Source organism: Aeromicrobium sp. (genome assembly GCF_032084975.1).
In the GTDB taxonomy this organism is placed as follows: domain Bacteria; phylum Actinomycetota; class Actinomycetes; order Propionibacteriales; family Nocardioidaceae; genus Aeromicrobium.
Genome location: NZ_DAMDLR010000006.1, coordinates 75,516 through 88,396, shown reverse-complemented (window position 1 = coordinate 88,396; position 12,881 = coordinate 75,516). Strand labels below are relative to the sequence as shown.

The 12,881-nt window shown below is 67.1% G+C and carries 13 protein-coding genes; 3 read left to right on the top strand and 10 right to left on the bottom strand.

Translation table 11 applies throughout. The annotated features are described in order from the left end of the window. The 10 genes from RT323_RS02875 to RT323_RS02830 all read right to left on the bottom strand — a co-directional run. Positions 1-173: TadE/TadG family type IV pilus assembly protein (locus tag RT323_RS02875; protein ID WP_313404853.1), on the bottom strand; the 173-nt coding region annotated here is incomplete at its 3' end. After that, entirely contained in the window at positions 170-577 is a 408-nt protein-coding gene (locus RT323_RS02870; protein ID WP_313404843.1) for a TadE/TadG family type IV pilus assembly protein, read from the bottom strand. The genes RT323_RS02875 and RT323_RS02870, both read right to left, overlap by 4 nt. Next, positions 546-728 carry a hypothetical protein gene (locus RT323_RS02865; RefSeq protein ID WP_087623222.1) on the bottom strand — a complete coding sequence of 61 codons (183 nt, stop codon included), beginning with the start codon at positions 726-728 and terminating at the stop codon, positions 546-548. Before RT323_RS02865 ends, RT323_RS02870 begins: the two co-directional genes overlap by 32 nt. Before the next feature lie 24 nt (positions 729-752). Continuing rightward, positions 753-1,658 carry a type II secretion system F family protein gene (locus tag RT323_RS02860; protein WP_313404839.1) on the bottom strand — a complete coding sequence of 302 codons (906 nt, stop codon included), beginning with the start codon at positions 1,656-1,658 and terminating at the stop codon, positions 753-755. Next, entirely contained in the window at positions 1,655-2,503 is an 849-nt protein-coding gene (locus tag RT323_RS02855) for a type II secretion system F family protein (protein ID WP_313404837.1), read from the bottom strand. Before RT323_RS02855 ends, RT323_RS02860 begins: the two co-directional genes overlap by 4 nt. Continuing rightward, complete coding sequence (locus tag RT323_RS02850; protein WP_313404835.1) at positions 2,500-3,978, bottom strand: ATPase, T2SS/T4P/T4SS family; 1,479 nt, start codon at positions 3,976-3,978, stop codon at positions 2,500-2,502. Before RT323_RS02850 ends, RT323_RS02855 begins: the two co-directional genes overlap by 4 nt. After that, the gene (locus tag RT323_RS02845; RefSeq protein ID WP_313404833.1) at positions 3,975-4,742 is read right to left on the bottom strand and encodes a hypothetical protein; all 768 of its coding nucleotides are present in this window, start codon (positions 4,740-4,742) and stop codon (positions 3,975-3,977) included. Before RT323_RS02845 ends, RT323_RS02850 begins: the two co-directional genes overlap by 4 nt. A 1-nt stretch (position 4,743) precedes the next feature. Then, positions 4,744-5,295: an SAF domain-containing protein gene (locus RT323_RS02840; protein WP_313404831.1), complete on the bottom strand. Its 552-nt coding sequence runs from the start codon at positions 5,293-5,295 to the stop codon at positions 4,744-4,746. 151 nt (positions 5,296-5,446) lie between these two features. After that, positions 5,447-5,956, bottom strand: a complete 510-nt coding sequence (locus RT323_RS02835; RefSeq protein WP_313404829.1) for a hypothetical protein — start codon at positions 5,954-5,956, stop codon at positions 5,447-5,449. A 434-nt stretch (positions 5,957-6,390) separates the two neighbouring features. Further along, complete coding sequence (locus RT323_RS02830; RefSeq protein WP_313404827.1) at positions 6,391-7,005, bottom strand: hypothetical protein; 615 nt, start codon at positions 7,003-7,005, stop codon at positions 6,391-6,393. 337 nt (positions 7,006-7,342) lie between these two features. On the opposite strand from RT323_RS02830, the gene mobF reads away from it, so the two are divergent. From mobF to RT323_RS02815, 3 genes are all read left to right on the top strand, one after another. Then, a complete protein-coding gene (mobF, locus tag RT323_RS02825; RefSeq protein WP_313404825.1) occupies positions 7,343-10,897 on the top strand; it encodes a MobF family relaxase in 3,555 nt (1,184 codons plus the stop codon). A gap of 543 nt (positions 10,898-11,440) precedes the next feature. After that, entirely contained in the window at positions 11,441-11,842 is a 402-nt protein-coding gene (locus RT323_RS02820; RefSeq protein WP_313404823.1) for a metalloregulator ArsR/SmtB family transcription factor, read from the top strand. After that, positions 11,839-12,870: a cation diffusion facilitator family transporter gene (locus RT323_RS02815; protein ID WP_313404822.1), complete on the top strand. Its 1,032-nt coding sequence runs from the start codon at positions 11,839-11,841 to the stop codon at positions 12,868-12,870. The genes RT323_RS02820 and RT323_RS02815 overlap by 4 nt, the downstream gene beginning before the upstream one ends. Positions 12,871-12,881 lie beyond the last annotated feature (11 nt).

Genomic DNA, 12,881 nt, shown 5'->3' with positions numbered 1-12,881 from the left:
CTGGTGCGGGCGATCGACGCGGAGCGGGCGGCGTCCGCGGCGGCGGACTCGACGGCTCCGTGGGCGGTGGCGGTGCGGCCGCCGAAGATGATCAGCCCGACGAACAGGATGAACGCCGGCAGCCCAATGACGGCCTCGATCGTGGCCGAGCCGCTCTCTGGACGCGGGGTCATGGCGCGGTCAACCGTTCGACGGGCAGCGATGCCGATTGGGTGACGGTCGGTGACCAACCGGGGATGACGCTGAGGCTTCGTCCGCGGACGGTCACCGAGACCGTGGTGGCCGAGCGGGTGGCGGTCGCCCTCGACGCGGTGAGGACGTCGGTTCCGCCGGCGTCGGCGATAAATGCGGTGGCGGCGGTGACGCCATCGACGTCGCGGCCGGTCTCGCTGGCGGCCGCGTGGGCGCCTTCCTGGGCAGCGGCGATCGCCACGGCGCGGGCGTGGTGGAACAGGGCGGCCTGCATGCCCAGGAACATCACCGCGAACAGGGCAGGCAGCAAGATGATCAGTTCGACCGTGACCGCGCCGCGCTCGGCGGGCCGGTCAGCTGATCTGTCCGGCTTGAGACTGAACATAGGCCCGGATGGCGGCGACGGCGATGGCGACGATCGCGATCACGGCGACCGCCCATAGGACGTGCTCGGTGGTCACCGATCCGCGGTTGCGCCGGTGGTCGCGGTACAGGGCGAGCTGGAGCATGAGCAGAAGGCTGGTGAGTCGACTCATGATGGGTGTTCCTTTCATTGTGGGTCAGGTGTTGGTGAACATCCGCAGCAGGGCTGGGGTCACGAGCATGGCCATGAAGATGACGCCGAGCAGGGAGCCGGGGATGGTCATCCGTTCGCCGATGGCGTTGGCTTCGGCGATCTCGTCGCCGAGCATGGCGGTGCGCATGGCCGCGGATCGGGCGCGCAGGTTCGTGTAGACGGAGGCGCCTTCTTCGCCGGACAGGCGCATGATGTCGGCGAAATCGTCCAATTCGGGGAGCCCGAGTTCGTCGGCCAGCGCATGGAGGGCGTCCCACGGGGGCTGGCCGGACCACCGCGATCGGGTCAGTTCCTCGCTGAGGCGGCGGAACACCCACGAGTCGCCGACGTTCGCGGCCGCTTCCATGGCTTGGCGCACGCCGGCGCCGTTGTTGCGCTCGAGGGCGACCAGGTCGATGTAGGCGCCCAGCGCGCGGGAGAATTCGATGCGGGCCTTGCGGGCGTCGTCGACGGCGTTGTAGTTCGGCAGGAAGAACATCACGCCCGCCAGGGCCAAGGATCCGAGCGCGGGGATCACGAACGGCAGGCCGAGCCCGAGCAGGTCGAACAGCAACGCCAGCAGCGGCGCGATGAACAGGCCGAGGCCGGCGAAAGCGAGTTTGTCGCCGTAGAACCGGGCGACCGGAATCCGTAGCAACGCGAGCTCACGGGTTGGTGTCCTGATCCACAGCACCGGGGGGAGGTGCTTGATCGCCCACACGCCGATGCGTTCCTTGCCACGAGGTGCTCCGCCAGCGTCGTCGCCGGCGCTGACCCGTCGTTGCGGAGAGAGCCGGTTGAGCGCGTCGACCAGATCGGGTTCGGCCGGCAGCAATCGCACGGCAAGCAGCACGAGTCCAAAGCTGATCAGCACACCGGCGGTGAGCATCAACTGCAGTCCGGTGGTCATGACGCGACCCCGTCAGCGGCGGCAAGGAAGCGGGGCATCGGGCGGCCGATCGCCATGCGTTTCATCCACACGAGGGTGGCAACGTAGGCGGCGAGCAGCAGGACAAGGATGACCTGCCCGAGGGGCGAGCGGTACGGCTCGACGTACGTGCCCGAGATCGCCAGCACGACCAGCACGCCGACGCTGATCAGGGTGACCCAGCGGGCGGTGGCGCGGGGCTTGGCGCGGTCGGCTTCGATCTGACGGCGTGCCCGCACGTCGGCCGCGACGGACTCGGCCAGTCCTTCCAGCACGCTGGCCAGTCCGGCACCGCGACGCTGCGCCCCCAGGATGAGGTTCGCTGCGACGAGGTCGCCGGTGGCGTCGTCGAGCCCGTCAGCGAACGCCCGCAGAGCGTCCTCGGTCTTCCACCGGGCCCGCAGCCGCGACACCAGACGGGTGACGTCCGGGTTGATCGCCGCCGGGGTCGAACGCAGTGACGTGACGAGTGCTTGTTCGAGTCCGACTCCCACGGTGAGCACGCCGGCGAGTGTGCGGGTCCATTCCTCCATCGCCTCGAGCCGCACGATCCGCTGTTGCGCCGAAGACGACGAGAGCAGGACCGGGAGACCGACGAACGCGACCGGCGTCGCCACCAGCGCCAACACCCACCCGGTGATCGCGAACGCCAGGACTCCGGCGGCAACGCCAGCAAGCAGCAGTCGCAGCGTCTGCTTGGACAGCCGCGGGGTCCGATGCGGTCGTGGCGGGCGGTCAACGCGCTCGCTCGGTCGTAGTCCGATGAACAGTCCGATCACGCCGGCGACGACAAGGGCGCCGGCGAGGGCGGGGATGAGCACGATCATGACCGCACCTCCTGCTGCGCCAGGTAGGTCGCGAGATCGAACCCGTGGGCAGCCAGTGCCCTGTACCGGTCGGGCAGGACGGACGGGACCGCGACGCCCTCCGGGCCGGGGGCGAAGACGTGGGTGGCGGCGTAGCCGGTTTCGCGCTCGCCCGGGTCGACGGCGATGATCTCCGCGACCTGGCGGTGTCGCTTCGAGGTGCCGTCGACGGTCTCGTTCGTCATGTCCAGGTGGACGACGAGGTCGATGGTGGCGGCGAGTTTGCTGGTGGCCAGGTCGTGGGTGACGTGAGAGCCCGCTTCCATCGCGCAGGTGACAAGCTTGCGCAGAGCCGCGATCGCGTCGGAGGCGTGGGTCGTGGAGATCGAGCCGGTGCCGGACTCCATTGCTTTGATCATGGCCCAGATCTCCCGGCCGCGGACCTCGCCGACGATCTGGCGCTGCAGGTTGAACCGGAACGAATCCACCAAGGCTTCGTCGAGGGTGAACTCGCCGGCTTGGCGTCCGTCCAGGCCCCGTTCGCCAGATCCGGGTCGGGCTTCCCACGGATGCACGATCCGGTGCCGATCGGGAAGTTCGTGCAGATGCAGCTCGTACTCGGTCTCGAAGGTGCCGATCGCCTCCAACGGATCGATCTCAGCACACAGCGCACGGGCCAAGGTGGTCTTGCCGGCGCCCTGACTGCCGGACACCACGATGCTCTTGCGCGCCCGGACCGCGGCCCGCAGGAACGACGCCGCAACCGGCGTGAGCATGTCCCGGCGGACGAGGTCCTCTAAGGTGACCTGCATCAGTCGGTGCCGGCGGATCACTACCGAGGGTCGAGGTGTCACCCACGCCGCCGCGGCGAGTCGTGAACCGCCGTCGAGGCGCAGGTGTAGGCGTGGTTGGGCCTCGGAGAACCCGCGCGCGTTGACCTCGCTGCGAGACGCGAGGAAAACGAGGAAATCGATCAACTCCTCATCGGAGTCCGCCACGGGTGGCCCCTCGAGGAGGCTGCCGTCGGTGAGTTCGAGCAGGACGCGGTCGTGGCCGGTGATGATGATGTTCTCGACTCGGTCGTCGTCGACCAGCGGCTGCAACCGACCGAGTCGGAACAGGGAGTCGAACACCGCGCGGGCGGTGGCGTCCTGCTCGATCGGAGTCATCGTCGCGGCGCCGTCGTTGACCCGTTCAGCCAGGGTCGACTCGATCAGGTCGAGCACGATCGACCGGCCGAGTTCCTGCTGCGCTGCTTGGGACAGCCGGCCGCGGTCGCCCGCCACGGCCTGGCTGAGTCGGTCGGATGCCTGTGCCCGCAACGTCGCGACCAGCGGCCAGTCGACCGTGACGGCGCTCGCCGCGTCAGAAGTGTGCAGCGCCACGGTCTGGTGGAGGCTACGTCCGGTCGGCACACTCAGCAGGGGCAGTGGGGTGGCGAACAGCGGCAACTCGAGGAGGTCCGCGGCCAGACCGTCGGTGGGCTCGGTGGTCATCGCGCTGCTCCTTCGACGAGGTCGAAACGCTGTGCCCGGATGGCCGCATGGATCGCGGCGATCGCCGCGTTCAAGCTGCGCACGAGGGGAGCGGAGTCGAACTTGGTCGATGGCGGCGCTCCACGGTGGAGGACCGCGGCTGACTCCGGGTCGTCGGCGAGCGCTGCGAGAACCGGGAGTTTCACTGCCGTGGTGACCTCGCGGGCACGGTAGGGATCGCCTTCGCCGATGAGAAGAAGCTGCGGTTCGCGCCACTGGACCAGCGACCGGGCGACCGCGTCGCCCCGCGACCGGGTGGCCGACAGAGCGGGCAGTGACGTCCTGGTCGCGATGAGGACGAGGTCGGCGTTGTCCAGCAGGGGCGTGGGGGAGCCGGTCAGTCCAAGCCGTCCGACGTCGATGATGACGTCCTGACCTGTCGACTCGAGGTCTCGAAGGGCGACCGCCAGGGGCTCCCAGAGGTCCCGCAAGGCGGGGGCTTGGGCGTGAGATCTGGTGCCGGCGACGAACGAGACCTGGGTGTCGTCGATCGGTTCGGCGACCTCGGCGAGGGCGTCGGCGAGATCCGTGCCGGTGAGTGCCAGCTCGACAACGCCCGAGCGGTACTCGCGGGTGCCGCGAAAGTAGCCCGCCAGCAGGCCGGACCCACCGGTGGGGTCGGCCTCCACCAGCAGCACAGGGCGGGGCCAGCACAACGCCAGCCCCAAGCAGGTCGTCGTCACGCCGGGAGATCCGGACGCGGAGGCGAGCGCGATGACGGCCATCTCAGCGCTCCCGACTGTCCAAGACAATGGCGACATTGCCGGTGGCCGCTCGTGCAGCGAGAGTGGCCGCTTCGCCCTCCGCGACTTGCACGTCCACGACCAACTGCCCGGTCTCCTCGGAGTAACGGGTACCCACGACCTCCGCCGCACTGTAGGCGGCGGTCTGAGCTGGTGCTGCCTCCCCGGCCGGGGGTGTGACGACGACGCGAACGTTGTCGCCGACCTGCAGCGGTTCCGACGGCGCCTGGGCCGGCGTGACCGCGACACCGACGACCGATGCACCGTCGGCCGGGACGACGGTCACAGCCATCGCGCTTCGGGTGACCAGGCCGCCTTCGGCGATGTCGAGTGCGGCGCGTTTGCCGACCACCGTGTCCAGTGCCGAGCCCGGCAGCGGGTCCAGCGCCGGGTCGGTACTGATCTGCACGCGGGCCAGGTCTTCGGCCTCGATCACCGAACCGCGAGTGATCTCGGTTCGCGCCACCAGCACCTCAGTGCTGTTCGTGGTGGCGGTCCAGGCCCACGCTCCGAGAAGCCCGCCCAAGCCGATCAAGATGACTGCCGCCGCGACCAAACCAGGTCTGCGCCTGAGCTTGGGCGGGGGAGCGAGCGGGGGTCCGGCCGGACCCCCTGACCCGTGGTCAATGGTCCTGTCGTCACGAACGGCTGTACTCATGTTCACTGCCCTTCACCCCGGAGGCTCGCTACTGCACGAGCACCTGCGCTTCGCCGACGGCCACGCGGACCGATCTCTGCAACCCGTCCAGGCGGATCACTCCGCTCTGGCCGGCGCCTTGCCACGACACCACCCACTCCGACGTCGCGGTGACCGTGAACCTGTCGTCCGGCAGGCCACCACTCGACATCTCATAGGTGTGACCGCACGTCGGCGACTTCGACTTCCCGAACGCGGCCTTGTAGACCGTGCCCTTGTTCCGGCACGTGATTTTCGTGCCATCGCCCATGTCCCAGCGGATGGTTTCCACCCGCGCCGTCGCCGTGATCGTGATGCCGCCCGCGGACGCCGACGCCGCGATCGGCCCCCACGTGTGCTGGTTCGGCGAGGCGACCCACATCCACACCGGCATCCCCACGATCCCCATGCGGTCCGGGCCGGGCTCGGGCACGATCCCGATGTCGATCGCCCGCAGTCCCATTCGGTCGACGGCGATCTGGGCGACCTCTCTCGGGGTCGGTCCCGCACCCGAGTTCACCGGCGGAGTCGCCGACCAAATCTGGATCTGCAGATCAGTCTGCGGCTGCCAGCACTCATAGACGTTGCCGTCGCCCGGCTCGTGCCCCTGCCACGCCGGATCACCAGCGATGGGTTGTGGGTCAGCGAGACGGACGTAGCAGTTCAGGGCGTTCGACCAGTACCCAAAATCGGTGCTGCACGGGACCGGACCCGGAGGTGGCTTCGGGATCCCGCTCTTCGTCCCATCCCAGTAACAACTTGCACCGGAGCCGGAGTCGTCCGCCTCGGTGTCAGGGGGCTCACCGGTGTCGTTCGGGTCGGGTGGCTGTTCGACGCGGATCCGGCATTCGCCGGTCAGTGGATCCGTGACCTGGCAGGCAGGTTCTGCGTGCGCTGGCGTGGAGAGGGCCGTGGTGATCGCCGCGAGGACCGCGGCGTAGAAGAGGGTTCCCGCTACTGGACGACGCATGGCTCTTGCTCGAGGTCCTGGCTTGAGGCCACCCGCCACGCGCCATCGGGATCGGAGTCCCACTCGTAGTTTGCAATCGTGTGCCGGATCCATCCGGAGTCGGGTCGGTCGGCACTGACAACAGAAGCGCCGTTCTTGTCCACGAGGTCGGCGTCGGTCACGTCGTAACAAACATCGATCTGGACATTCGGGACCAAGCCGGCCTTCGGGTCGGAATTGTCGAGGTTCACCGTCTGGACCTTCAGCTCAGCGAGCTTCGTGTCACCGACCTGTCGACGTCCATCGCGACGCTCGGTACGCAGGAGATGTTGCTGCGACGTCAACTCCGTGCTGATGGCGACTGACTTCAGCTTCGAGCTCGACAAGGATGGGTTCTGGCGCAACCGGTCCGTGAGCGCGTAGAACTCGCGGAGCTTTGCCTCAGCAGCTCGCGAGGCGAGTTCCGACGGGGTCGGTGGCGTACTCGCCGTGGAGGCGGGGGCGGATGGCGAGGTCGAGGCACTTGCGGTCGGTCCATCGTCGTCGTCCGAACACGCCGCCAGCGCGACGAGCAGGAGTGCTGCTGTCGCGAGAAGCCGTACTCCGCGTGTGGTCGTCATCGCCCCCGATGCCTGCCTTCCTCCACGGGTGACCCGGGGAGGACGCAGACGGCGCGACCACCGAAAACCGGTGAAGACGCCGTCACGACCTATTGAGCCACCGGAGGCACGAGAAGCGCAACTGTCTTTCATGGCTGATCTGCTCCTTCCGAATTCGTAGTCCTGTACCGAAGGTGTGCCGTCGGTTCCGAACACCCCCTGCCGCCTGGGTGTTCGCGGCTGGTGTTTGGAGGGTTACACGTCTGGCAGATCGAGGTCGACTCAGTGGTGCCAACCTGTGGATAAGTCGGCACGAAATGGGTCTGTGGTTCGTCGCGGACACCTTCATGAGCAGGAGGTGGGCAAGCAGATGACGGTGTCGATGAAGCCCATGTCAGCGGGGGACGGCTACAAGTACCTGCTAAAGAGCGTGATCGTCGGGGACGGCAATCGAGCCTTGTCGACGCCGATGACGCGCTACTACGCCGAGTCGGGAACTCCTCCTGGTCGGTGGCTCGGGTCAGGCGTCGCGACAGTCGGCGACGGTTTGCTCCGCGTGGGTGATCCCGTGACTGGAGAACAGCTCGCGCGGCTGATCGGGATGGGCCGAGACCCCGTCACCGGTGACCAACTCGGGCGGGCGTTCCCTAGGTACGCGACGGTGGCGCACCGGATCGCGGCGCGAGTAGCGGGCTTGAGCGCGGACCTCTCGGCTCCGCAGCGCAAGGACGTGGTGGCTCAGATCGAGTCCGAAGAGCGCGAGATGGGGGAGCAGCGCGCGGTGGCTGGGTTCGACTTTACGTTCAGCGTGCCGAAGTCGGTCTCGGTGCTGTGGGGTGTAGCTGACGCCGGTACTCAGGCGCTGATCGTCGAGGCCCATCACGCATCGGTCGCCGACGTCGTAGATCTTCTGGAGCGCGAGTTGGCGACCACCCGACGAGGGGTCGATGCAGGTGACGGGGCGGTGATGCAGGCCTACGTCGCCGGCATCATCGCCGCTGCGTTCGACCACTGGGACTCCCGTCTCGGCGATCCACAACTACATACCCATGTCGTGATCTCGAACAAGGTCAAGACTGCCGCCGACGGGCGCTGGCGCAGTCTCGACAGCCGACCGCTTCATGCCGGTGCGGTGGCAATGTCAGAGCACTACAACGCCCTTTTGGCCGACCGGATCACCCGCAGGTTTGGCCTGGACTGGGAGCAACGTGAGCGGGGCAAGGACCGCAACCCGTCGTGGGAACTCGCACACGTGCCAGACCTCCTCATCCGGGCGTTCTCCAGCCGGTCCCGCGCTATCGAGCTGGAGAAGGACCGACTCGTCGGCGAGTACACCGACGCGCACGGGAAACGGCCTTCGAAGACAACCGTCATCAGGCTCCGAGCCCAAGCCACCCTCGCCACCCGACCTGAGAAGCAGATCCGTTCATTAGCCGACCTGACGGACGAGTGGCGCGACCGTGCTGACCAGATCCTGCAAGAGAACTCCTTGGCCTGGGCCTGTCGCCTCACCGATAGGCGAGAAGCACGACGGACCCTCCGCGCTGACGACATCGACCTCGATGTCATTGGCATGCTCGGCGACTCGGTCATCGGAGCCGTCGGCGAGAAGCGCGCCACCTGGCGCCACTGGAACCTCTGGGCGGAAGCCTCCCGCCAGACGATGGGTTGGCGATTCGGCAGCACAGAGGACCGCGAGGCTGTCGTCCGTCTGATCGTTGACGCGGCCGAGCGGCAGTCGCTCATGATCACGCCGCCCGAGCTCACCGCGAGCCCACGGGTATTCACCCACGAGGACGGAACATCACGCTTCCGTCCGCGTCACTCGATCATCTACAGCTCGACCGAACTCCTCGCCGCCGAAGACCGGCTCCTCGCACGCGCACACGACACCACCGCCCCGGCGGTCGATCTCGGTGTGATCGAACGCCTCGCCCACAAGAACTCGAAGGGCAGACGACTCAGTCAGGAACAGGCCGGGGCTCTCGCGCAGATCGCCGTGTCAGGACGGCGAATCGACGTGATCATCGGTCCGGCAGGGGCCGGCAAGACCACAGCGATGGATGCACTACGACGAGCGTGGCAAGCCGCGCACGGCAAGGGCAGTGTCGTCGGACTCGCGCCGAGCGCGGTCGCAGCCCAAGTCCTCGCGGGCGACCTGGGCATCGCGTGTGAGAACACCGCGAAGTGGCTCTACGAACACGACCAGGACAGGGCCGTGTTCCACGCCGGTCAACTCGTCATCATCGACGAAGCCACCCTTGCCGGCACCCTCGCACTAGACCGGATCACCGGCCTGGCCGAAACCGCAGGTGCGAAGGTCCTGCTCGTGGGGGACTGGGCACAACTGCAGTCCGTCGATGCCGGGGGAGCTTTCAGCCTCCTCGCCGAAGCGCGCGACGACACCCCCGAACTGACCGAAGTGCACCGGTTCACCCACGACTGGGAAAAGACCGCCTCCCTCGAACTGCGCTTCGGTCGCCCTGAGGTCCTCAACACCTACATCCGCCACGAAAGGGTCCGAGAAGGATCCACCGCGCAGATGATCGACGCGGCCTACCTCGGGTGGCGCACCGACACGCGATCCGGTCGCGAGAGCATCTTGGTCACTGAATCCGCTCACTCGGTCGTCGAACTCAACACTCGGGCCCGCGCCGAACGGATCCTGGACGGCGACACTGAATCCGGCTCCGAAGTCCGACTCGGCGACGGCACCCACGCCTCCGTCGGCGACCTGATCATCACCCGTCGTAACGACCGCCGCCTGACACCAGCACGCGGCGGTTGGGTCCGCAACGGGGATCGATGGCGCGTCGCGGCTGTCGGCCGCGACGGCTCCCTCCACGTCGAGCGGACCGGCGTCCGACTCGGTCGCTCGGTCACCCTTCCCTCCGCCTACGTCGCCGAGAGTGTCGACCTCGGCTACGCCGTCACCGCCCACCGCGCCCAAGGCGTCACCGTCGACACAGCCCATGTCGTCGTCTCCACATCCACGACTCGCGAGAACTTCTACGCCTCCATGACCCGCGGCCGGGACAGCAACATCGCCTACGTCACCCTCGACCAACCCGACGACAGCCACAGTGCTCCCGGGCGCGACGAAGTGTCCGGAAGATCCATCCTTCACGGAGTCCTCCGGCATTCGGGCGCCGAACTCTCGGTCCACCAGAGCATCGAGGCCGAGCAGGACCGGTGGTCGTCGATCGCGCAAATGGCCGCCGAGTACGAGACGATCGCCGCCGTCGCCCAACGCGACCGCTGGATCGCCCTCCTCGCCAACGTCGGCCTCACTGACGACCAACTCGGGGCGCTCCTCGGCTCGGATTCCTTCGGCCCGCTCACCGCCGAACTTCGCCGAGCTGAAGCAAACAACCTGAACCTTGAGAGCGCGCTGCCACGCCTCATAACGCGGCGGTCACTCGCCGACGCCGACGACATCGGGGCCGTGCTTATCAGCCGTATCCAGGGGGCCGAGGCTCAGGCGAGCAGGCACCGCCGGAAGGACTCACGACGGCTCATCGCCGGGCTGATACCCCGGGCAAGCGGAGCGATGGCACCCGGCATGGCCGACGCGCTGATCCAACGTCAGCACCTCATCGAGTCACGCGTATCCGCACTCGCCGAAGCGTCGCTCGCGCAACAGGAAGGTTGGCTCAAGCGACTCGGAACACCCCCGGGTGGGGGCAGGCTGCGCGAACGATGGCTCCAGGAACTTCGCACTGTGGTCGCCTATCGAGACCGATATGCCGTCGACTCTGATGCCGTTCTGGGCGACGCTCGCTCGGACACCCAGCGACTCGACCACGCCCGAGCCGCGCAGGCGATCAGGCGCGCACGCACCATCTCCGACGAGGCCTGCGACCCTTCGCCAGTCGTAGATCCACGAACCGCAGCCCGCGAGAGGTCCCATTGAGAACCACACGGTCGGCCCATCCCAACTTATCCACAGATCCGCGTCCTGCAGACGCGCATCGGCGGTGGGGACCGGAAAGTTGGATCACACACACCGAACGAGTTCACTCATGATTGCTTTGTCGCTCCGGACAAGCGCCTGCATCCACAGGTACCTGCGGAACACCGCGCCCACCAACATCGCCGTTGCTTGGCTTCGCTCGCCGCACGGCAGCACTTGGGCCATTCCCATCGGACTCATGCTCGCGATCGGGTACCTCCACGCGTCGAGTTTCTGTGCCGTGATTGTCGAATCCGGTGGCCCGGGGTGGATCAACCTCCTGGTCATCCTCTTCTTCTGGAACTCCCTGAAGTTCGTCTGGGTCGCGATATTCGGAATGCGTCGAGTAGCCCCGATCGTCTCGCGTGCCGACCATCGGAAATGTCGGGCAGGTCCGCGTTGCGATGCCCATCCTGTTTGAAGGGTCGGGGCGCATCATTCCGAGATGGGGGATGGGCATCCGATGGTGGAGCAGTCTCCGGTGCTCCTCAGTGACTACGCCAGATGAACCTGTACTATCTGCGTATGCACGCAGATAGATCAATAGAGTTGCCATCGCCGGATGAGGTCGACCTCGCTGTGGAGGTGTTCCGGATGCTCTCGGACGGGACGCGTCTGACGTTGCTGTGGTGCCTGCTCGAGCGGGAGATGTCGGTGGGCGAGTTGGCCGGCACGGTAGACAAGTCGCCCGCAGCGGTTTCGCAGCATTTGGCGAAACTGCGTCTGGCGCGATTGGTCCAGACACGACGGGCCGGCAACACGATCTACTACCGGCTCGACAGCGATCATGCCCGTCAGCTGGTGCTCGACGGCATCCACCACGCAGAGCACCAAGGCACCGGTGTGCCGGCACACCATCGCGGCGACGCTGCCGTGCGCGAATTGCCTAGGTCGAACGAGTCATGAGTAGTCCGCACGATCACCCGCACCATGACACCGATGACCAGCACGACGGACACGATCACTCGCACGGCGACGACCACGAGCATCCCGGCGGGATCAAAGGCTTCGTGCTGTCGATCCTCAAGCCCCATAGTCACGATGCAGCCGACTCGATCGACTCGGCATTGGAGTCCAGCAGGGAGGGGATCCGCGCACTCAAGATCAGCCTCGCGGTGCTCCTGGTCACGGCGGTGGCGCAAATGCTGGTGGTCATCCTGACCGGGTCGGTCGCCTTGCTCGCCGACACGATCCACAACTTCTCCGACGCCCTGACCGCTGTCCCGCTGTGGATCGCCTTCGTGTTGGTCCGCAGGCCTCCGACCAAACGATTCACCTACGGACTGGGTCGCGTTGAGGACGTCGCTGGCCTCTTCATCGTTCTGATGATCGCCCTGTCAGCGGTCATCGCCGGCTACGAATCGATTCATCGACTGATCAATCCCCGAGACATCACCAACGCCGGGATCGTCCTTGCGGCTGGAGTCATCGGATTCGCAGGCAACGAGCTCGTTGCCGTCTACCGGATCCGGGTCGGTCGCAAGATCGGCTCCGCCGCGCTCGTCGCCGACGGGCTCCATGCGCGCACGGACGGATTCACCTCCCTGGCCGTGGCGGTCGGTGCCATCGGCGTCATGGCGGGTTTCCCGTTGGCCGATCCCATCGTCGGGCTTCTGATCACGGTCGCGATCCTTGTCGTGCTCAAGGGTGCAGCCACCGAGGTCTTCCGCCGCCTCCTCGACGGCGTCGACCCGGCCCTGGTCGACCAAGCCGAGGCCTCATTGACCAGCACGCCCGGAGTGATCGGGGTTGATTCAATCCAACTCCGCTGGATCGGCCACCAGCTCCACGCCGAGACCAGCATCAACGTCGACGGCGCCCTCGACCTCAGGTCTGCGCACGACATCGCACACCACGCCGAGGACCGTCTACGCCAGTCCGTCCCCAAGCTCACCGAGGCGACGGTGCATGTCAGCCCGCCGTTGGTTGTCTAGCCGGGTGCTGC

Bases quoted from the DNA above. Each gene is read 5' to 3' on its own strand.
- RT323_RS02820 (WP_313404823.1), top strand. From the start codon at position 11,441: ATGAACCTGTACTATCTGCGTATGCACGCAGATAGATCAATAGAGTTG.
- RT323_RS02850 (WP_313404835.1), bottom strand. From the start codon at position 3,978: ATGACCACCGAGCCCACCGACGGTCTGGCCGCGGACCTCCTCGAGTTG.
- RT323_RS02860 (WP_313404839.1), bottom strand. From the start codon at position 1,658: ATGACCACCGGACTGCAGTTGATGCTCACCGCCGGTGTGCTGATCAGC.
- RT323_RS02865 (WP_087623222.1), bottom strand. From the start codon at position 728: ATGAGTCGACTCACCAGCCTTCTGCTCATGCTCCAGCTCGCCCTGTAC.
- RT323_RS02845 (WP_313404833.1), bottom strand. From the start codon at position 4,742: ATGGCCGTCATCGCGCTCGCCTCCGCGTCCGGATCTCCCGGCGTGACG.
- RT323_RS02830 (WP_313404827.1), bottom strand. From the start codon at position 7,005: ATGACGACCACACGCGGAGTACGGCTTCTCGCGACAGCAGCACTCCTG.
- RT323_RS02855 (WP_313404837.1), bottom strand. From the start codon at position 2,503: ATGATCGTGCTCATCCCCGCCCTCGCCGGCGCCCTTGTCGTCGCCGGC.
- RT323_RS02815 (WP_313404822.1), top strand. From the start codon at position 11,839: ATGAGTAGTCCGCACGATCACCCGCACCATGACACCGATGACCAGCAC.
- RT323_RS02870 (WP_313404843.1), bottom strand. From the start codon at position 577: ATGTTCAGTCTCAAGCCGGACAGATCAGCTGACCGGCCCGCCGAGCGC.